Below are 19,633 nucleotides of genomic sequence, written 5' to 3' on the forward strand. Positions count from 1 at the left end.
GAACAAGACAAACAGAACAGTGCGATTACAAAAACAACAAGAGCACTCTGTTTGACTTCACCTCCCCTGGTAAAATAAAGCTCCCTGCCTCCACCCCTCCTACAGTAACAAACACAACATAATTTATTCACCCTCCGTTCTGCGACCTTTTCTAACAGCCTTGTATTTGATTATTAAAAAGTTGGCATTGTGCCATCTTGTTAGAACTCGTCAGACACCCTCTCCGGCAATAACTTAGTCTATTGATTGACGACAGTTCGGCCTATCGACGTTGTTACCTCAGGACACTCGTCCAATAACAACAACAAGCCTACTAGCAACTCGGACTTCAACTGTCGAAACCTGAATGGACGTATTTCTGGGGATATCTCATGGAACTTTCTCTACGGATCAATCGAAATAACGGCCTCAAGGGACTTACCTTCTGGGGCCAATGGGCGCTGGCGCAGAGTTTCATTGTTGCACTGTTGTTCATGCTGGCTGAACAACACACAGGAACGGTCGAGTTCTATTACCGCATGTGCGCGACACTGGCGGTACTGGCTTCGGTGCCGGCGTATACGTTCAGCGGCGTGTATCGCAAGCAGGACAATTACCTGACCGGGCTCGGGCGTTTGTTCATGGGCTGGTCGATGACCATGGTGGCGCTGGCTTGTATCGCGTTCGTGTGCAAGGCCGACGAGGTGTTCTCCCGTGAAGTGACGCTGAGTTGGGCGGTGTACGGTTTCCTCGGTCAGGCGCTGTTGTACGCGCCGCTGCATGCATTTTCCAAGTACTACCAGCGTTCCCGCACCAGCGCGCAGAAGACCCTGATCGTCGGAACGGGTGAGTTGGCACTGGGCCTGGCGAAGAAGATCAGTCAGGTGGAAAACCTGCCGCTGGTCGGTTTGGTCAGCAATGGTGCGACGGCAAATCTGGATGCGGACGCACCACGTGTGGTCGGTGATCAGGAAGATCTGCTGCAACTGATCAAGGACCATGACATCCGCCGTTTGTACATCACCCTGCCACTGGCGGAAGCCGCGAAAATCGAAGCGATGTATGTCGATTTGCTGGGTGCCAACGTTGATGTGGTCTGGGTACCGGACTTGAACAGCCTGACCCTGCTCAACCACTCAGTGAAGGTGGTGGACGGTCTGCCGGCGATCTGCCTCAACGAGAGCCCGCTGACCAGCCGCCCTACCGCTGCCCTGAGCAAAAGTCTGGTGGAAAAAGGCGTGGCGTTGCTGGCAATCATCCTGTTGAGCCCGCTGCTGCTGCTGATTGCGCTGGCGGTGAAGATCAGCTCTCCCGGCCCGGTGTTCTTCAAGCAGGATCGCCACGGCTGGAACGGCAAGGTGATTCAGGTCTGGAAGTACCGCTCAATGCGCGTTCACGATGACCGCGAGGTGATCCAGGCCAGCCGCAATGACTCGCGCATCACTGCGGTCGGGCGCTTCATCCGCCGCACGTCGCTGGACGAACTGCCGCAGTTGTTCAACGTGCTGCAGGGGCAGATGGCCCTGGTCGGTCCGCGTCCGCACGCGGTGGCGCACAACAACTACTACTCGGGGAAAATCCTCGCGTACATGGCCCGTCACCGAATCAAACCGGGTATCACCGGCCTGGCGCAAATCAGCGGCTGCCGTGGCGAGACCGACACCATCGACAAGATGCAGCGTCGCGTCGAGATGGACCTGCATTACATCAACAACTGGTCGTTGTGGCTGGATCTGAAGATTCTGGTGAAGACGCCGTTTACGTTGCTGTCGAAAGACATTTATTGATGGGCGGGTGCTAGGCCAGGCAATACCGCAAGGGGACGAAAGTCCCCTTTTTTGTGGGCGGGATTTAGAGGGAACGGGTATTGATGCTGGATGGACTGACGCCATCGCTAGCAGGCTAGCTCCCACAGGGGATCTCGGTATGGCTCGGGATTTGTGGCCTGCCGCAGAACTCATTGTGGGAGCTTGCCTGCAAGCGAATGCGGTGGGTCAGGCAGCAGTGATGTTCAATGGACGGACGCCTTCGCGAGCAAGCCCGCTCCCACAGGGGATTGGGCGCTGGATCGGGATGGGTGGCTGCCGCAGGTCCCTTTGTGGGAGCGGGCTTGCTCGCGAAAGCGGTGGGTCAGGTGGCAGTGATGTTGAATGGGCTGACGCCTTCGCGAGCAAGCCCGCTCCCACCGGGGATTGGGCGTTGGATCGGGATGGGTGGCTGCCGCAGGTCCCTTTGTGGGAGCGGGCTTGCTCGCGAAAGCGGTGGGTCAGGTGGCATTGATGTTGAATGGGCTGACGCCTTCGCGAGCAAGCCCGCTCCCACCGGGGATTGGGCGTTGGATCGGGATGGGTGGCTGCCGCAAGTCCCTTTGTGGGTGGGTCGGGATGGGTGGCTTGCTGCAGGTCCCTTTGTGGGAGCGGGCTTGCTCGCGAAAGCGGTGGGTCAGGCGACATTGATGTCGAATGCGCTGACGCCTTCGCGAGCAGGCTCACTACTACAGGTTCCGGGGGTTACTCGGTAATCTTCGAGAAGTTGCGGTAGAACATGTCGCCCTCGCGGCTGTCGGTCATCGAGTGCAGCTGGAAGCTGCGATTGAGCCTTGCGCCGCCGTCACGGGTCAGTGGGGCCCAGACGAGGTTGGCGCGGCGCATGGTCGACATGCTCATCATTTCGTCGAACGGGATCGACAGATAGATACCCTTGTCGAAACTACCCTCCCCGTACTCCGCACTGCCGGCGGTGGTGATCGTGGCCCAGGCGCCGAAGCGCACGCCGTTGAAGAACTCGCGGGAAATGTCGAGCGTGCCGCCCCAGTCGCCTGCCAGATAGCGACCGACGCTGACCGCAGCCAGCGTGTCGTACGGCAGGTCGGTGTAACCGGTGATGTGGCCGGTCCAGATCGAGTAGTCGCGCAGGCCGAAACCCTGGTCGAATTCACGCTGGCGTACATAGTTCAGATCGGCGCCTACCGACCAGCGCTCGCCGGTCGGACGAAACAGCACCTCACCGCCGACACCGGCAAACATCGACTCCAGATACCCGCCGTAGACCATGCCATACAGGTCTTTGTCCAACTGCTCGGCATGGCTGACCTGGAACAACGGCATGGTCACTTCCGAGGTGGTCAGGTACTGACGCAAATCGGTGCGCACCCGCGGCAGACCGCTCGGCGCATCGTAGCTGAACTTGTCAAAGTTGTTCGCCAGGTTGGCACTGAGCAGCCCGCTCCACCAGGTGTTGCGGTTGAAGCGGTACTCGGCATCCGCGTCGGCACTGAACTGATAGAGCAAGCCATCAGGGCCGCCGACGTTTTGCTTGAAGCCCAGGCCGACACCATAACTGAAATGCTGCGGCGCTTCGGTATAGAGGGTTTTCTCGTTGTGCGGCATCGCCGGATTGATCTCGGTGGTGCGGTGCAACGACTCCAGCGGCTCCTCGTTGTTGATCACTTCACGGAAGGTCTGGCGTGGCACGCTGGTCTCTTCCAGCGGCAAGTCGTAGCGCTTGTTGACCACGGTGAACCAGTTGATGTCGTCGTTCACACTGTTGTCGAGAATCCGGCTCGCGCGGCCAACTGCCTTGGACGAATGGAAGTAGCGCTGCTGCTCGCCGTACACGATCAACTCGGAATCGCGCTGGCTGATGCGCTCGACCTTGTACCCGGCATTTTGCTGCAGGCGTTGCGACACATCGGCCCAGTTGACCTGATCGAGCGGCGTGCTCGGCGCCTTCGCCGGCAACGGTTCGGGCGTTGGGTCGTAAGTCTTGGCAGGGGCCTTGCGGCTGACAAAATTGGTGTGGAAGGTCACGCCGAACATCGCCGTGTTGCCACGCTCCCACGCCGCGCTGACGTCAACCGAATCGGTGACCTTGAACACCGCGCCAAGGTTGATCGGCGAGTCCTGCACGATCACGTTGTCCTTCGGTTCGTGCTTGTAGTCGTTGCCTTCGTATTCGAGTTTCAGGCTGAGCCGATCCCACGGCGTCTGATAGCTCACGCCGCCGAAGAACGAAGGCTTGCCGCGAAAGTACGAACCGGCGTTGACGTCGCCGGTGCCTTCCATCGCGGGCCGGGTCTTGAAGCGATCATCGAGATAGCCCAGCGGGTTGTCGATGTCGCCGCGATTGCCCAGGTACCCCCAGGCAATGCCGGCACTGAAATCGAAATTGTCATAGCGCTTGTTGGCGACGAAATATTCACTGGCGAACAGGCCGGTACCGCCGATGTCCCGGAAGCCGATGGCGAAGTCGGGCGCCCAGTGGCTCTCCTCCCACAACCGGACTTTGACATCGACCGCCTTATCCTTATAGCTCTGGCTGCCGCTCATCGACTCCGGCCCGTACGGGCGGTTAGTGATGGCGGTGTAGCGGAACGAGCCTTCGAGCCAGTCCAGCGGCTGCAGCGACACGCTGTAGCGGCTGTAAGGCTCGGTGCGGTTGGCGTTGACACTCAGTTCGCCGGCCGGGGCCATGCGCGCCGTCGGCGTCTGCAACAGCCCCGTGCCACCGAAATCATTTTGAGTAATGCGCGGCTCGGCATGCACCAGACCGCACGGCAATAACAACACAGCTGCAACACGTAACTTCAACGAACCACCTCAGCCAGCTGCGTGGCAATCAATTCGGCCAACTGCTGATTCAGTTCAGGAACAGGCGGATCAAGATCATCGTTTTTCACCGGCACCAGAATCTTGCTGCCGGCCACTGGGAAGTGCCCACTCTCGCGATTCCAGTGCGCAATGCCCACGCGCCGGACCGCACCATTGGGCTGGATCAGCCACAGATAATCGGCCTCGGCATCGTCTAGCGGCGTGCAACTTTGCAGGTACTCGCGCGCCTCCAGCAGCGGCTGATAAGGCACGTGGCAAGTGTCGGCAACCGCGCCCAGCACTTGCACCTCATCGACCCGCTTCGGGTAGATCAGACGATCGCCATCATCCAGGCGAATGTTGCGCGCAAAACCGACTTCCACCGCGACCGGATCGAGATCCGCGACCTGCCGGCCAGTGACCGCCATCTGCTGCACCTGCCCGGCCAGGCGCAACGCCAGTGCCGCCCGACCGGGGCGGTCGAACAGCGCGGCCATGCGTTGCAGCACATCCAGATCGAACAGCACCCCAGCCTTGAGCCGGGCCTGCTCGTCCAGCAACGACTGACGCAGCAACTCCCCCGCCAGCCAGTAACCTTCGGCATTCGGTTGCGCCACGCTGATCACGTCAAGCAAGCGCCCGCCTGGTGGCAATTCGACCGGCCCCGGATTGGCGACGTCACCGCTGACGGTGACCGCTGCCTGACCGACGCCGCTGATCAACAACAGGCAAGCCGATAACATCCGCAAGCGCTTCACGGCAGATGCCTGCGATCAGGCGTCAATTGCACGATGCGCACGCGCAATTGCGAGGTCAGTTGCTGCTCGCTCTGCACAATGAAACCGTCCACCGGATCAACCCAATAATGGTTGGTCGCACGCAGGCCGATGGCCGGGACGTCGATTTGCTCGTCGACACGCAGCACGGTGTATTCCTTGTCGAGAATGTCCAGGGTTTGTGTGGACCGGCGCAAGAAGCGGCTGTTGACGATCAAGCCGACCTCCTGCCCCCTGTAAAGGTCGATCCAGCGCTGGGTGGTGAAGCCATCGGCAACGCGGTGCAGGCCTTGTTTGAACGGCGCGTCGTCGGACAGCCGCGTGCCGTCCAGATCACCCTCCACGCCAAGGCCTATGGTGCGCACGGCGAGGCCGTCACGCAGCAGCAATACCTGCTTGCCGGAGGCAACCCAGAACTGCAGGTCTTCACGCTCGCGCAGCAGCGCCAGCACCCCGGAGCCGGACGGCGTAGTCAGTTTGATTTGCGGGTACTTGACCTCGGCCACCTGAGCCGCCGTCACATCCAGATCATCCGGGCCGAGCACCGCTGATTTCAGGTTGCGCACCGAAGCGGTCATCAGCGGGTTACAGCCACACAGCAACAAGGCCGCCATCAGGCAGACGCCAACTTTCAAGGTTTTCACAGTCGGGCCTATTTGGCGTTGTTGTTACTGAATTCGCTCCAGTTCTTCGCGGCGGAAGCGCCGGTGCCGACAATCGATGCCGATGGCACCAACTGGCTGATCAGGCGATTCCAGCGCGTCACGTTGGCAGGCCCGACATACACCACGTCCTGGGGACGTACTTGAAAGTGCGAAGCGAGGGCCATGGCCGTTGGCGACTCGGCTTCCAGCTGATAGATCTTCGCCGGCTCGACATCGAGATTCTCCACCCCGCGAATGACGTACACCGCATTGCCGTTGGAGGTGGTCTGACTCAAGCCGCCGACCGAACCAAGTACGTCAGACAGGTTCATCGTTGCAGTCTTGAAGCTCAGCGCACGGGGCTGATTGACTTCGCCCATGACGTAGATGCGCTTGTTGTCGTTGTACGGCAGATACAGCTGATCGCCCCCCTTGAGGTAGACGTTCTGCAACTCGGAATCGTGCTGATTGAGTGCGTCGAGATTGAGCGGATACACCCGACCATTGCGGGTCAGCAGCAGGCCCGACAAATCGGCATTGTTGGTATCGATGCCGGCGGAACCGAGGGCCTCGACCACGCTCAACGGGTTGGTGGAAATCGGCTGTGGACCGGCCTTGGCCACGGCGCCCGAGACCACCACTTTCTGACTGGCGAAACGCAGCACCGCAACATCCACTTGCGGCTCGGCGATGAACGCCGACAGTCGGGTTTCGATGTCCGCACGCAGTTGCTGGATGGTTTTGCCAGCCGCCTGCACTTCCTTGATGAACGGGTAGTACAGCGTGCCATCGGAGCGCACCAGACGCCCGTTGGCGTCGATCTGCTGTTGTGCCCCCGATGGCGCGGTCAGCTCCGGGTGATCCCACACCGTGATGTACAACACGTCGTTGCTGCCGATGCGGTATTCGGCAGGCGTTGCCAGCAGTTCCGCCGGCACCGATTCACGCTTTTGCGTGGCGCGCGTCATCGAGATCAGCTTGGGCGTGATCGGGATCAGTTCGACCCGACTGCTCTCGCTGGCGCCCTGGCGGGTGATGTCACTGGTGCTGAGGTATTGGCCAGGGGAAAACATGCAACCTTGCAAAGCGATACTTGCCAACATCAAGAGAGAAAAACTACGAGTCATAATGGCACTACGCTATTCAAGGGCGAATCTAAAAACAAAGTCACCCGACTTGCGTCGGGCGACCCTGTACTGCACTAACAAATGTTCCTGTTAGTTGTGCGTGCCGGTGGTGCCGGTGGTACCGGTCGTACCGGTGGTACCGCCGTTGGCACTTCCGCCGCTGTTGGACGCCGCGACTGCGCTGGCAACCATTGCCGTACTGGCAGCAGGCGCTGTAGAAGCCGCGACACTGCCAGATACATTGGTTACCGCAGTAAGCGGCGCTTCAGCGGCGGACGCCCAGTTGCTCAACATCGTCAACAGGGCAATCGCCATCACTTTTTTCATATCAACTCCTTTCTAACAGTCGGCCTGTTAAAAACCGGCCGGTGTTAGAGGTGGTAGAGTTCAAGTCCGCGAAAAGTGCGAACAAGATCCGTCGTTCTTTCACAGTCTTACCCAACTGATAAAAGTCGAACGGCAGGTTTATATCTACGGACTTGCAAAAGGCATTTCCAGCGTATTTTCCCGACGATATCTAACACCTGACCGAAACTAACATTCAGTATTAGAACGACATCATTCGAGATAACCGCGAGGATGGTTCGATTGCCAGCGCCAGGTATCGGTGACCATGTCCTGCAAATTGCGCGTGGCTTTCCAGCCGAGTTCCTTTGCCGCTTTCGAGGCATCGGCCCAACTCTCGGCGATGTCACCGCTGCGACGCGGCATCACCCGGTATGGCACCGGCTGCCCGCTGGCCTGCTCGAAGGCGCGCAGCACTTGCATCACGCTGTAGCCGTCGCCGGTACCGAGGTTCCAGGTGTGAATGCCCGGGCGACCGGCAATCGACTGCAACGCCTTCAGGTGGCCATCCGCAAGGTCGACGACGTGGATGTAATCGCGCACGCCGGTGCCGTCGATCGTCGGGTAATCGTCGCCGAAGATCGACAACTCCTGCAGGCTGCCAACCGCCACCTGGCTGATGTAAGGCAGCAGGTTGTTGGGGATGCCGTTGGGGTCTTCGCCCATGTGCCCGCTGTCATGGGCGCCGATCGGGTTGAAGTAGCGCAGCAAGGCGATGCTCCAGCGCGGCTCGGCCTGACTCAGGTCGCGCAGCACGTTCTCGACGATCAGTTTGGACTGGCCATAAGGGTTGGTCGGAACGCCGGTGGGGAAATCCTCGCGGATCGGCATCTGCGCAGGCTCGCCATACACTGTGGCCGACGAGCTGAACACCAGGCGGAACACCCCTGCCGCGGCCATCGCCTGGCACAGCGTGACGCTGCCGCCGACGTTGTTCTCGTAGTACTCCAGCGGCTTGCGCACGCTCTCGCCCACGGCTTTCAGCCCGGCAAAATGCAGGACAGCTTCGATGTGGTGCTCGCGAAAAATCCGGTCCAGCAACGCCCGGTCGCAGACATCGCCGCGAATCATCAACGCACGTTTTCCGCAAATGCCTTCCACCGCGTGCAGTGCCGCGTCGCTGCTGTTGCAAAGATTATCCAGTACAACAACTTCATAACCTGCTTCCAGCAGCGCAAGTGTGGTGTGCGAGCCGATATAGCCGGCGCCACCCGTTACCAGAATCTTCATAGCGCGGTCCGTCATTGGATAAGTGACTAGTAGCCTGTCAAGTCCCTTTTATTCATTCTGTGGCGCACCACACAAAGAAGGACGACAACAGCCTCAAACAAAATTAGTTCAACCACTGGCAATAAATATTTTTGCAGGTCAAACTGTATTGCCGGGTACTTATTAGCACCCCAAGTACACTCGTCACTATCAACAGATACCGACTAAAAATAACTAATAACGCTGTTACCGACATCTCATAACATTGTCATGTTTTACCGCGCTTGCTAATTGCCACTCAGCACCTGACTCAGGTATTAAAGCAGTCTTTCAATATTCATTGAAACTTGCACACCTTCGTTAGTGCGCGCACCCGTTGACGGTGTTCCATGACTGTTCAGGATATTTTTATGATTCGTAAATGTTTGTTCCCCGCCGCCGGTTACGGCACGCGTTTCTTGCCGGCCACCAAAGCCATGCCCAAGGAAATGCTGCCGATCGTCAACAAGCCGTTGATCGAATACGCCGTCGAAGAAGCACGGGACGCAGGCCTGCAGCACATGGCAATCGTCACCGGTCGGGGCAAGCGTGCGCTGGAAGACCACTTCGACATCAGCTACGAACTCGAACACCAGATCCGCGGCACCGAGAAAGAAAAATTCCTCGCCGGCACCCGCGAGCTGATCGACACCTGCACCTTCTCCTACACCCGTCAGGTGGAAATGAAAGGCCTGGGCCACGCGATTCTCAGCGGCCGCCCGCTGATCGGCGATGAACCCTTCGCTGTGGTACTGGCCGATGACCTGTGCCTGAACCTGGAAGGTGACGGCGTACTCACGCAAATGATCCAGCTGTACAAGAAATTCCGCTGCTCGATCGTCGCCATCCAGGAAGTCCCGGCCGATCAGACTCACAAATACGGAGTGATCGCCGGCGAACTGATTTCCGAAGGTATTTACCGGGTCAACCACATGGTGGAAAAACCGGCGCCGCAGGACGCTCCGTCAAACCTAGCGATCATCGGCCGCTACATCCTGACCCCGGACATCTTCGACCTGATCGCCGACACCCAACCCGGCAAGGGTGGCGAGATCCAGATCACCGACGCGCTGATGAAACAGGCGCAGAACGGTTGCGTGCTGGCCTACAAGTTCAAGGGCCTGCGCTTCGACTGCGGCGACGCCGAGGGTTACTTGCAGGCGACCAATTTCTGCTACGACAACGTTTACCTCAAGGGCCGCTGAGACGGTTCCCCGCCCACTTCTCTTTCAGGAGACCAGCATGAACATCGCACAACATTCAGCGGACATTGAGCGGGAGGTGGGCAACCTCGGGGTGGTGAGCTGGTTGTCACGCCATCAGCCATTGCCCAGCGCCAACGAGTCGTGGCTGGGCAGCATTCTGCTGGTGGAGCGTATCGGCATGTTCCCCGCGTCCGGCGACATTCGTCGCACGCTGGCGGATCCCTATCCCCTGCTCGCCCATCTGAAGAAACGCTACGCCGGGCAGGCGCTGGAAATGGATGACCGTGATGGTCTGAAAGTGATCTTCAGCGACTGGCGATTCCGCGTGCGTCTGTGCTGCAACGAGCCGGCAATCATCATCAATGTCGAGACTCGTTGTGCCACGCAGCTGATGCCGCAGAAGCTCTCGGAGTTGCTGAGTCAAGTCGACGCTTTTCAGCAGGACACCTGATCGACCTCACGCAGAGCGTGGGGAACGATCATCGTGGCGACACGTCGCAACGATCCTTGGTGCCGGTGATCCAGCCATAGAAATAATCGGCAATCACCTTCCCGCCCGTGGCCGGCTGCGGATGAATCTTGTCCGGGCCGATCATCGCGACGGCATACCGTTTGACGTCAGGCCCAAAGGCGCATTGCAGATTGGCGAAACCCAGATGCTGCTCATGCGCCCACGGCTGCAAGACCTGTGCGTACGCTGACATTGGATAGGCGCTGGAACGCGTGGTGTCCTGGCGCAGGATCAGGTTGATGCTCGCCGCCGGTTGAATCTCGCGGATCATTGCCACCAGCCCCTGAACGTTCTGCAGATACTGTTCGGGTTTGACCCCAAAGCCCTGATCGTTGCCGCCGAGCATGATCAGATAAATGTCGGCGGGGATCTTCGACACGGCGGCTTTCCACTGCACCTGCCATTGCGGATCCTGGTGATAGAAGTCCGCGGAAGCTGCGCCCGATGCAGCCAGTTTCGACACGCGTACGCCGTCGTGATCATTGCTCATCCACAGCCCAAACAAGGTCGGCGCGCCCTTCACCACTTCCAGTCTGAACGACCAGTCTGCCGCTGCCGCAAGACCGGCCAGCGGTACTTCCTGTACGCCTGAGCCATCAAGTTCCAGCGGCTGCCAGTCTTGCGACGGCGTCCAGCGATAGCGCAGCTCTGCGGACTCGCCAGTGCCCAGGTAGAGCAATTTCGCCTGAGTAACGGTGGTGTTGATCGCCGGTGTCGCACTGGCGTCAATCTCAAGCCAGGCACCGGGCTTGCCGGTCACCGTGCGGCTGTCGGGGCTGGCCTGACCGAGTCCGGACACCTGCCAGCCACCGCCGAAGTACTTCTCACTGCTGCGGGTGTATTTAAAATGTGTGCCACCCAGCGCCGCACCGTGGTTGAAGCCGACATAACCGGGACCGGCAAATCCGACCTCCCCGGCCACGCGCTGCACCAGTTTGTTCAGGTAGAAATCCTGCCCGGCGCTGTAGCTGTCGCCGATCACCGAGACCGACAGCACCTTCCCGGCCTTGCCTTCGCGCCACTGCGCAAAGCGCTCGCGGGCATCGCCTGCTTCGACTACCGACGCTGCAACGGGCTGAGCGTCATCCACTGCCAACATGCGTTATTTCCTTCAGTCTGGAATGGACCCTTCGCGAGCAAGCCCGCTCCCACAGGGGTTGCGTGAATTGCCGAAAACCCTGCTCGCGATGGCGTTGGTTCAGACGCTGTCACTCTGACTGACAGACCGCTATCGCGAGCAGGCTCACTCCTACAGGTGATGCGGGCGTCTGCTTAATCTGTGTCCAACCTGAACCCTGTGGGAGCGGGCTTGCTCGCGAAGCTTTTCAGCTATTGGCTGGCACCACCGGAGCAATGCTCGCCGCCGGTTTCTTCTTCGCCGCACGCTCACCCAGGAACAGTACCGACGTGACATTGAAGCGACTGAAAATCATCGACAACAGCACCGGCCCCAACAGGCCAGACAGCAGTCCGCTGAGCACCAGAATACTTTCGTCTTTCACGCCCAGTCGCCCCATGACAAACCGCGAAGTCGCCGCAAACAGCACATGGAACAGGAAGATCGCGTAAGAATACCCACCCAGCCAGGTCAGCCACTTCGAGCGCATGTCACTGGACAGCAAAGCGATGCAGGACACACAGCCCACGGTCAACCCGATCAGACTGCGACGATCGACAATCAACTCGCGATCAATCGCCGCGACATACAGCAGCGTCAACGAGATCAGCACAAACACCAGCGGCCCGATCACCTTGAACCGCTGCTTCAGCGCCTCGACATTTTCCTGCCCGATCATCCCCGCCACGAAAAACGGCAGCAGGTAAATCGCGCCATTGATGCCGAACGCATCGAGCTTGAACGGTGGCAACAGAAACACCGCCGCCGCAAATGCAAACAGCCCATACAAGCGCGTCATCGAGCGCAGCATCCCGCGCCATTCCAGCAGGCCGACGAACATGAAAATGATGAACACCGCCTGCAAGAACCAGAAGTGGTTGACCGGAACCCAGAACGACAACAACGCGTCGATCACCCCGACGTCCTTGTTCACGCCTGGCCCCACCGCCTGCAACACCGAGAACGGCACACCGACGCAAAACAGCGGCACGATCAGTCGTCGCACCTTGCCGTTGAAGAATGCGGAAAAGTCATTACCGCGAATTTTGTAGATCGAATAGATGTAGCCGGAAATGAAGGTGAACAGCGGCATGCGCACATACACCATGGAGTCGGCGATGACCCGGAACGGCGAGCCGATATCGATTTTCAGCCCCCCGCCCAACGGTCCGATGACGTGATAGAGCACCAGCAGCAGGCACGCCAGGCCGCGCAGGGTTTCGATCTCCAGGGACTTTTTCTTGCTCGACATACAGCACCCGCCTCAATTCAGAACTCTTGATTCAACCCGCACCGGTTTGTTCGCGCGCAACATCAGGCCCAGCCCGACAAACAGCACCGGCACCACCATGGAAAAGTGCCGGGCGAAGGAGCCGAAGTCCGGTTCGAACAAACCCTGAACCAGCAGAAACGCCAGCGGAATCGCGATCAGTTCCTTGGGTTTGGTCTCGATCGGCGCGCCTTTGTAATCGGTGGAGGTGATGACTTTGAACAGCAGCAGAGCAGTCATGATCATCAGCGCGACGAAGATCACCTGCCCCGGCCCCGACAGCAGAATCAGCTCCACCGGGAACGACAACCGGAAGAAGATGATCATCGAATCCAGCGCCTGCGAGACGAAATCACTGCCGGTGAGCCACGACACAATCAGCGATTTGGAGCCCTCCTCGCCTGCGGTGCGCAACTCGTTGTTGCTCGCGCGAATCGACGACACCGGAAACCCCAGCGCCAACTGGATAGCCATGGCCACCGCCAGATAAAACAGGAACAGCATCAGGAAGAAGGTGAAACGCGACACGTACTTTTTCATTACGCAGACGCCAAACCACGACAGCGAAAACAGAATCCAGTAAGGCCGGATCAGCACACCGTAAATCACCGCAGAGAGGAAAAAACCGCTGCGGTATTTACGCGTCAACGAGCTGAACAAAATGCTCAACACCGCCACCGACACAATGATTTCCTTGGTCAGGTTTTCCAGAAAGAACGACCGCACCACGCCCCACAGGCACAGGGTGCCGAAGATCGCCAGCGGCATGCGCCGGAACACCACCACCGGGATCGCCGTAAGGAAAAAATTGCAGAACATCCCGTAGGCCCAGGCGTTGGTCAGGTTGATCCCGGTGGGCCGCAGCAGGAACGCCGAACATTCGTAGGAAGAGCGGTCCGGCGAGAACGGGTTCCAAAAGTTGCAGTTGTCGGCGCGCGCGTAGGACGACCACAACGTCATCGCATCCGGGCCCGGGTCACGCGGGATCAGCAGCGGCATCGCCACCGACAGAAACAATCCGGTGAACAGAATCAGGAAAGACAGCGAGGAATCGAGTCTGCGTCCGCGAAACTCGATGCACGGCAGCTTCAACCCCATGCCAGCGCCCCTTTTGCACGGGTCGCACGGGTCAATAGCGCAATCACGCCGAGCTGCACGATGATCGCGAAGACATTGCCCCACGCCGCGCCATAAATCGAATAGTGCTTGATCAGCCCATAGCTGACCGGCACCGACACCAGCAGGCAGATTGCCGCGCTGGCGAATGACACCCGACTGTTTTTCGAGGCGATCAGACCGCCCCAGACGATGTCGCCGATGGCCCGCAGGGCGAAGGAAAAAATCAGCACGCCGAGGATCGCGTTATCCGGACGCGGCACGCTGGTGGCGACATAATCGAGCACCAAGTTGAAGAACAGATAAATCAGCACCGCCACTGCCGCCGACACCACCAGCGAGCGCATTACCCATTTGTTGACGAACAATTGCCGGACCGTGAACGCCTGTTGATCGGCCTGAAATCGCTTGGCCAGCACCGGAATGCCGACCACCGCCACCACCGCGTAAGACAGCGCCTGCAAGGTGTTCGCCGCCGACCACGCGTACACGTATTTACCGAGGCTGGCGTAGGGTTCGAGGTCGGCGATCAGAAAGCGCTCGGCGTATTGACTCAAGGCGATCAGCCCCGTACCGAAATAGAACGGCAACCCGGCTTTCCATACGGTCGCGGTCGTCAGCGCCGCGCTGACCCGGCCTTTGTGCACATTCACCACGATCAGGTAACCGGCGATGATCACCAGCACGTTGGCTGCCACCCATAGCCACAGCACACTGGCGATGCCGGACACCCGGTCGAGCATCATCCCGCCCACCGCCAGCAGCGCCCAGAGGCCGGTCTTGATGAAAAACAGCAGCGCGCCCGCCGTGGCTTTCTGCGCGGAAAACACGAACGAGTTGATTTCGAACGACAGGTGTTCAGTGAGCAGCACCAGCGTCACGCAGAGGATCAGCGCAGTGCTCGCCTCGACCTGCTGAAACAGCGAGTAGATCCCCACCGTCAGCAGCGACAGCAGCAGCCCTACCGCCAGGTACAGCAACAGGACTTTGTCGACCACCCGCCGCGAACTGCCGCCGACGCTGATCAACCGATTGATCTCGGAACTGAACCCGACGCTGTAAAACTTTGAGGCGATCAGCGAAGCCGCGACCACCACCCCATAAAAACCCAGCGCTTCGTAACCCAGGTAATGGGTGATGGCCAACACCAGCAGAAACTTCGCGCCTAACGCTCCACCGCGCAGCAGCAGGCGAAATATCATCGAACGATCCCTTTGATGATCTCGTCCATGGCCACGGTTTTTGCCTCGATTTCGCGGCAGGTGTCGGTCAGGCGCTTGCCGAAATTCGACAGTGCGTTGGGCGCGTAAACGGTGTCGATGATGGTGTCGACATTGATGTCGCCACCATTGATCACCCAATCCTCCACGCCCATGTCCTGATAGGCGCCGAAGCCCTTGCGCTCATAGCTGATGTGGTACGCCGGAACACCGGACAGCAGCGACTCGATGGCGCCGTGCAGGCGCACCGAGATCACCAGGTCGGGCTGATATTGGGCAATCGTGGCCTTCAGCGACAGCAGGTCTTCGGTGATACCCAACTCGCGATAGAACGCCCCGTCATCATTGCCGCGAACGGCGCTCTGTACTGCGCAGACCACTTTGCTTTTGTTCTTCAGGCGCTGCAGCAGCAGCTTCAGGTTGGCGACGTAGGCGACCTTCTTGTCCTTGCTCCACTCCGGCGGCTTGCGCAGGACCACGCAGACAGTGGCCGGCGATGCGGCGCAGCGGGTGAACTTGGGTTGCATAAGGATCTTGCTCGCCAGTGACTGCACCGCCAGGTCCGGCGCGCGGTAGACGTTTTCACAGGCATCGAACATCGCCAAGGAGCGGTTATCGCGCACGAACACCGCATCAGCACTGGCGTAGTGCTCGACGATCTTGCGGCTCTCGCCATGGAACGGGCCGATGCTTTGCGGCAGGTACACCGAGGGCACTTTGCTGAGGATCGCCGTTTCCAGTTGCTTGGCGTGGCCAAGCTTCAACTTGATGTGTTCGAAGGCGCTTTTGGAGCGCATGTAACCGCCACCCACACCGACGATCAGATCAGTCTTCTGCAACAGATCCGCGAGGCCGGCATACGACTGATTGAGGAACACCGCCTGCTTGACTCGGCCCAGACCCTTGGCCGCCATCACCGGCGCGTCAAAACGCGGGTGCGGCAAATAGTCGAAAGACTGCGGATCGGACGCCACGACATTGATCGCGGTGTCTTCGCCAAAGTTGCGCTGCACCAGCGCAATGGCCAGATCAACGAGCAGGCCGTCACCGGAGTTGGAGGCACTGTAGCCATGCAAAATCGTTACGTTCATAAGCTGAGTTCTACTTAATAAGTGGGAGCGCAATACACGTCGTAGGTCTGGCGGATCATCAGCGCGGCGCTGAAGCGTTCGCGCACGATGTTGCGGCCTTCGCTGCCGAGGTCGAGCAACCGCGGCTTCTGGATTCGCGCCAGCACATCGGCCAGCGCCTGGTGGTCACCGGTGGGGAAGACATAACCGGACACCTCATGGGTGACCAGTTCGGGCAACGATGTGCAATTGCTGGCGATCACCGGCAACCCCATGGCCATGCCTTCGAGCGGCACCATGGCGAATCCTTCCCAGCGACTCGGGACGATCAGCGCGTCGGCCTGTTGATACAGCGCGTGCACCTCGGCCGGCGTGACCCAGGGCAGGTACTGGACAGCGTCCATCTCGGGACACTCGACCGTGTCTTCGTTGACCGCACTGCCAACCACGGTCAGTTTCAGATCGCTGCGCTGCACTTTGGCGAAGGCCTTGAGCAACACATCGAAGCCTTTCTGGTAGTCGAGACGACCGACGAACAGCAGATGAATCGGCTCGGGGCTCTGAGCCTTCGGCGCCTCGTCACGCTGATGAATGCCGTTGTAGATCAGCTTCATGCGCTTGCGCTGAATGCCGAAACGCGCCGCCTTGTCCATTTCGTAGCGGCTGACGCAGATGATCACGTCGGTGACTCGCTGCAGGACCCGTTCGATCCACGCGTAGATCTTTTGCTTGGTCGGCGAGCTTTCCATCAGGAACGAAAACGCGTGCGGGCAGTAAACGATTTTCGGTTTGCGCCACGGCCGCAGAAGCACGCAGACCACCCGGCCGATCACCCCGGAAAAGGTGCTGTGCAAATGCACCACATCGGGTTTTTCCTTGAGCATCACCCGGGTCAACTGCCAGGCAAAACGCAGCAGTGAACGCACATCGCGGCCGCTGCGTTCGAACGTGCGAATCTGTCGTTCGTCGATGCCGTGCAGCTCTTTTTTCTGGTCGAGCGGCACCAGATAGACCAGCTCGTAGTTCGACTCCTGATCCTCGGGGGAAGCCGAGATGGTACGAATAACGGTGGCGACCCCACCTTTTATCGTTTCAGCCACGTGCAGTATTTTTTTCACAACCCACCCACTTTCATGCCTGTTGGAACGTCCCTGAAACTCAGGATTTGTCCGACGCGTATTCGTAGTTGTAATAACCGTAGCTGCCATTGCCGTAGTAGCTGGCCGCGCGCTTCTCGACGCCGTTGAACACTGCGCCCTTGAGCTCGATGCCGTTCTGGGCGAAGCGCCGAATGGTCATTTCAATCTCTTTGGCCGGGTTCACCGCAAAACGGGTGACAATCAGGCTGATCCCTGCTTCGCGCCCGACAATCGCTGCGTCGGTCACCGCCAGCAGCGGCGGCGTATCGATGATCACCACGTCGTAGCGCTCACTGAGTTCGGTCAGCAGGTCGCGGAAGTTGGCGTGCATCAACAGCTCCGAAGGATTGGGTGGAACCTGCCCACGGCTGATGAAGTGCAGGTTGTCGATTTCCACGGTGTTGATGGCCTGCTCGATGCTGCAACGCTTGACCAACAGGTCCGACAGGCCATTGGCGATCGGCACGTTCAGCGACTTGTGCAGGTGGCCCTTGCGCATGTCGGCGTCGATCAGCAACACGCGTTGACCGCTTTGCGCCATGACCGCTGCGAGGTTGGACGAGACGAACGTCTTGCCGACCTGCGGGCTGGGACCGGAGATCATGATCCGGTTGTTGGTCGAATCCAGCGCGGCAAAATGCAGGCAGGTGCGCAGGCTGCGAATCGACTCGATGGACAGGTCGGTCGGATTGCGCAGGGCCAGCAGATAGGCCGGCGTTTCAGCCGTGCTTTTGACCCGCACTTTTTTACTGTCCTCTTCGCGCTGCAATGTGCTGTAGGGAATCGAGGCGTACACCGGCAGCCCGAGCTGCTCAATGGCTTCCGGTCCTTCCAGGCCTTTGCTCAGGGATTTGCGCAGCAGCACCAGCGCTACGCCGACAAAAGCGCCGAGGAACGTTGCGATCAACACAATCAGGGCTTTTTTCGGCTTGACCGGGCTGGTCAGGTCGACATCTGCCGGGTCGATCAAACGCACGTTGCCCACCGCACCAGCGCGGACGATGTCCAGTTCCTGCGACTTGTTCAGCAACTGCGTGTAGATCTGCGAAGCCACTTCCACATCGCGGGTCAGGTTGAGCAGTTCCTGTTGCGTGGCTGGCAGATCCCCGACCTTGCCTTCCAGCGACTTCTGCTGCTGGGTCAACTCACCGATCTGTGACATCAGGGCGCGATACGCCGGATGCTGTTTGGTGAACTTGCGATCCATCTCGGCCTGCTGCATTTTCAGCTCGGAAATCCGCGTTTCGAGCGCAACGGACTGACCGAGCACCGACTGGGTTTCCAGGGAGATGTTCACGGTCTTGCCGTGGGTCTGGTAGGCGTTAAGCGCATCGCTGGCCTTGGCCAGATCGCGCTTGACCTGCGGCAACTGGCTTTGCAGGAACGCCAGGCTCTGCGCTGCTTCTGCCGAAGTGCGACGCACGTTTTGATCGACGTACAGCGCAGCGATCTTGTTGAGGATCTTCACCGCCTCGGGGGCATCGGCGCTGGCCAGTGCCAGACGGATAATCCCCGACTCTTTACCTTGCTCGGAAATATCCAGCGCATCCTGGTAACCCTGAATGGTCACGATTCGCGGATTGCGCACCACTTCAAAACGCGTGCCCGGGTTGGCCGACAATTGCGCAACCTGCCCCTCTACGCCGTCCTGCGCGAAGGTTTCACCCGCGACGCCCTCGACCAGCACGTTGCCGTTGTCATCGAGCAACTGGAAGCGCTGCTGTTCTCCCGCCACCAGTGTCAGTTTCTTGCCCAACAGTTCTTTGGGCAGATTGAGCCGGGCGAACTCCAGACGCTCGCCACCCCAGGCGTAACTGTTAAAGCCAAAACGCGGCGGCGCCACGCTGAACTCGGTTTCGCCGCGATAGCGCCTGGCGAGAAAACCGCCGATGACCGGGAAGGTGTTGGGGGTGGCGTCGATATCCAGGCGCAGGTCATCGACAGTTTTGCCGATCACCGCGCGAGACTTGATGATGCCGATTTCGGTCACCGACGGCGATTGGCCGCCGAGCATGCTGCTGAGGTCGGAAAACCCGAGCATGTCGTTCTTTTTCGGTTCGACCTGCACCAGCGCGTTCGCCAGGTACACCGGCGTCGCCAATACCGCATAGGCAACACCCGCGGCCATGAAGGCACCGGTGAATGCACCAATCAGCCATTTCTGGTCGATCAAACTGCCAAATATGCCGAGAAGATCAATACTGTCCTGATCGTTATCACGGTTGGCGATTACTGACGGTAACTGCATAAGTCTGTTCTTACCATTCACTGATCTGA

The 19,633-nt window shown here is 59.3% G+C and carries 16 protein-coding genes; 3 read left to right on the top strand and 13 right to left on the bottom strand.

Annotated features, from left to right (window positions below; genetic code table 11):
- The first annotated feature begins 371 nt into the window (after positions 1 to 371).
- Positions 372 to 1,766 carry an undecaprenyl-phosphate glucose phosphotransferase gene (locus AC0J41_RS16785; RefSeq protein ID WP_025111098.1) on the top strand — a complete coding sequence of 465 codons (1,395 nt, stop codon included), beginning with the start codon at positions 372 to 374 and terminating at the stop codon, positions 1,764 to 1,766.
- A gap of 723 nt (positions 1,767 to 2,489) precedes the next feature.
- Here the strand turns inward: AC0J41_RS16785 and AC0J41_RS16790 are convergent.
- From AC0J41_RS16790 to galE, 6 genes are all read right to left on the bottom strand, one after another.
- Positions 2,490 to 4,568 (bottom strand): YjbH domain-containing protein, encoded by a 2,079-nt coding sequence (locus AC0J41_RS16790; protein WP_473013090.1) that lies wholly within the window; start codon positions 4,566 to 4,568, stop codon positions 2,490 to 2,492.
- Complete coding sequence (locus AC0J41_RS16795; RefSeq protein ID WP_473013091.1) at positions 4,565 to 5,326, bottom strand: capsule biosynthesis GfcC family protein; 762 nt, start codon at positions 5,324 to 5,326, stop codon at positions 4,565 to 4,567. The genes AC0J41_RS16790 and AC0J41_RS16795 overlap by 4 nt, the downstream gene beginning before the upstream one ends.
- Complete coding sequence (locus tag AC0J41_RS16800) at positions 5,323 to 5,988, bottom strand: YjbF family lipoprotein (protein WP_473013092.1); 666 nt, start codon at positions 5,986 to 5,988, stop codon at positions 5,323 to 5,325. Before AC0J41_RS16800 ends, AC0J41_RS16795 begins: the two co-directional genes overlap by 4 nt.
- Before the next feature lie 8 nt (positions 5,989 to 5,996).
- The gene (locus tag AC0J41_RS16805) at positions 5,997 to 7,115 is read right to left on the bottom strand and encodes a polysaccharide biosynthesis/export family protein (RefSeq protein ID WP_473013093.1); all 1,119 of its coding nucleotides are present in this window, start codon (positions 7,113 to 7,115) and stop codon (positions 5,997 to 5,999) included.
- Positions 7,116 to 7,205: 90 nt separating this feature from the next.
- Positions 7,206 to 7,442, bottom strand: a complete 237-nt coding sequence (locus AC0J41_RS16810) for a hypothetical protein (protein ID WP_003226528.1) — start codon at positions 7,440 to 7,442, stop codon at positions 7,206 to 7,208.
- 231 nt (positions 7,443 to 7,673) lie between these two features.
- Positions 7,674 to 8,690 (bottom strand): UDP-glucose 4-epimerase GalE, encoded by a 1,017-nt coding sequence (galE, locus tag AC0J41_RS16815; RefSeq protein WP_473013094.1) that lies wholly within the window; start codon positions 8,688 to 8,690, stop codon positions 7,674 to 7,676.
- Positions 8,691 to 9,079: 389 nt separating this feature from the next.
- On the opposite strand from galE, the gene galU reads away from it, so the two are divergent.
- Together galU and AC0J41_RS16825 are read left to right on the top strand one after the other, a co-directional pair.
- Positions 9,080 to 9,913 carry a UTP--glucose-1-phosphate uridylyltransferase GalU gene (galU, locus tag AC0J41_RS16820; protein WP_025111092.1) on the top strand — a complete coding sequence of 278 codons (834 nt, stop codon included), beginning with the start codon at positions 9,080 to 9,082 and terminating at the stop codon, positions 9,911 to 9,913.
- Positions 9,914 to 9,950: 37 nt separating this feature from the next.
- Entirely contained in the window at positions 9,951 to 10,364 is a 414-nt protein-coding gene (locus AC0J41_RS16825; protein ID WP_025111091.1) for a phosphohexomutase domain-containing protein, read from the top strand.
- A gap of 28 nt (positions 10,365 to 10,392) precedes the next feature.
- Here the strand turns inward: AC0J41_RS16825 and AC0J41_RS16830 are convergent, their stop codons facing one another.
- The 7 genes from AC0J41_RS16830 to AC0J41_RS16860 all read right to left on the bottom strand — a co-directional run bounded on the left by AC0J41_RS16830 (position 10,393) and on the right by AC0J41_RS16860 (position 19,604).
- Complete coding sequence (locus AC0J41_RS16830) at positions 10,393 to 11,523, bottom strand: SGNH/GDSL hydrolase family protein (protein WP_473013095.1); 1,131 nt, start codon at positions 11,521 to 11,523, stop codon at positions 10,393 to 10,395.
- Between the two features lie 226 nt (positions 11,524 to 11,749).
- Positions 11,750 to 12,793 carry an acyltransferase family protein gene (locus AC0J41_RS16835; RefSeq protein WP_025111089.1) on the bottom strand — a complete coding sequence of 348 codons (1,044 nt, stop codon included), beginning with the start codon at positions 12,791 to 12,793 and terminating at the stop codon, positions 11,750 to 11,752.
- A 12-nt stretch (positions 12,794 to 12,805) separates the two neighbouring features.
- Positions 12,806 to 13,909 carry a hypothetical protein gene (locus tag AC0J41_RS16840; protein ID WP_025111088.1) on the bottom strand — a complete coding sequence of 368 codons (1,104 nt, stop codon included), beginning with the start codon at positions 13,907 to 13,909 and terminating at the stop codon, positions 12,806 to 12,808.
- Entirely contained in the window at positions 13,900 to 15,129 is a 1,230-nt protein-coding gene (locus AC0J41_RS16845) for an MATE family efflux transporter (protein WP_473013096.1), read from the bottom strand. Before AC0J41_RS16845 ends, AC0J41_RS16840 begins: the two co-directional genes overlap by 10 nt.
- Positions 15,126 to 16,238, bottom strand: a complete 1,113-nt coding sequence (locus tag AC0J41_RS16850; RefSeq protein WP_473013097.1) for a polysaccharide pyruvyl transferase family protein — start codon at positions 16,236 to 16,238, stop codon at positions 15,126 to 15,128. The genes AC0J41_RS16845 and AC0J41_RS16850 overlap by 4 nt, the downstream gene beginning before the upstream one ends.
- Positions 16,239 to 16,252: 14 nt before the next feature.
- Positions 16,253 to 17,335, bottom strand: a complete 1,083-nt coding sequence (locus tag AC0J41_RS16855; RefSeq protein ID WP_473013098.1) for a glycosyltransferase — start codon at positions 17,333 to 17,335, stop codon at positions 16,253 to 16,255.
- Positions 17,336 to 17,375: 40 nt separating this feature from the next.
- Positions 17,376 to 19,604: a polysaccharide biosynthesis tyrosine autokinase gene (locus tag AC0J41_RS16860; protein ID WP_473013099.1), complete on the bottom strand. Its 2,229-nt coding sequence runs from the start codon at positions 19,602 to 19,604 to the stop codon at positions 17,376 to 17,378.
- Positions 19,605 to 19,633 lie beyond the last annotated feature (29 nt).

This window comes from Pseudomonas sp. Arb-4-2C (assembly GCF_055755015.1).

Excerpts from the sequence above, each read along its gene's own strand:
- AC0J41_RS16785 (WP_025111098.1), top strand. The coding sequence starts at position 372 with ATGGAACTTTCTCTACGGATCAATCGAAATAACGGCCTCAAGGGACTT.
- AC0J41_RS16805 (WP_473013093.1), bottom strand. The coding sequence starts at position 7,115 with ATGACTCGTAGTTTTTCTCTCTTGATGTTGGCAAGTATCGCTTTGCAA.
- AC0J41_RS16810 (WP_003226528.1), bottom strand. The coding sequence starts at position 7,442 with ATGAAAAAAGTGATGGCGATTGCCCTGTTGACGATGTTGAGCAACTGG.
- galE (WP_473013094.1), bottom strand. The coding sequence starts at position 8,690 with ATGAAGATTCTGGTAACGGGTGGCGCCGGCTATATCGGCTCGCACACC.
- galU (WP_025111092.1), top strand. The coding sequence starts at position 9,080 with ATGATTCGTAAATGTTTGTTCCCCGCCGCCGGTTACGGCACGCGTTTC.
- AC0J41_RS16825 (WP_025111091.1), top strand. The coding sequence starts at position 9,951 with ATGAACATCGCACAACATTCAGCGGACATTGAGCGGGAGGTGGGCAAC.
- AC0J41_RS16830 (WP_473013095.1), bottom strand. The coding sequence starts at position 11,523 with ATGTTGGCAGTGGATGACGCTCAGCCCGTTGCAGCGTCGGTAGTCGAA.
- AC0J41_RS16835 (WP_025111089.1), bottom strand. The coding sequence starts at position 12,793 with ATGTCGAGCAAGAAAAAGTCCCTGGAGATCGAAACCCTGCGCGGCCTG.
- AC0J41_RS16840 (WP_025111088.1), bottom strand. The coding sequence starts at position 13,909 with ATGGGGTTGAAGCTGCCGTGCATCGAGTTTCGCGGACGCAGACTCGAT.
- AC0J41_RS16845 (WP_473013096.1), bottom strand. The coding sequence starts at position 15,129 with ATGATATTTCGCCTGCTGCTGCGCGGTGGAGCGTTAGGCGCGAAGTTT.
- AC0J41_RS16850 (WP_473013097.1), bottom strand. The coding sequence starts at position 16,238 with ATGAACGTAACGATTTTGCATGGCTACAGTGCCTCCAACTCCGGTGAC.
- AC0J41_RS16860 (WP_473013099.1), bottom strand. The coding sequence starts at position 19,604 with ATGCAGTTACCGTCAGTAATCGCCAACCGTGATAACGATCAGGACAGT.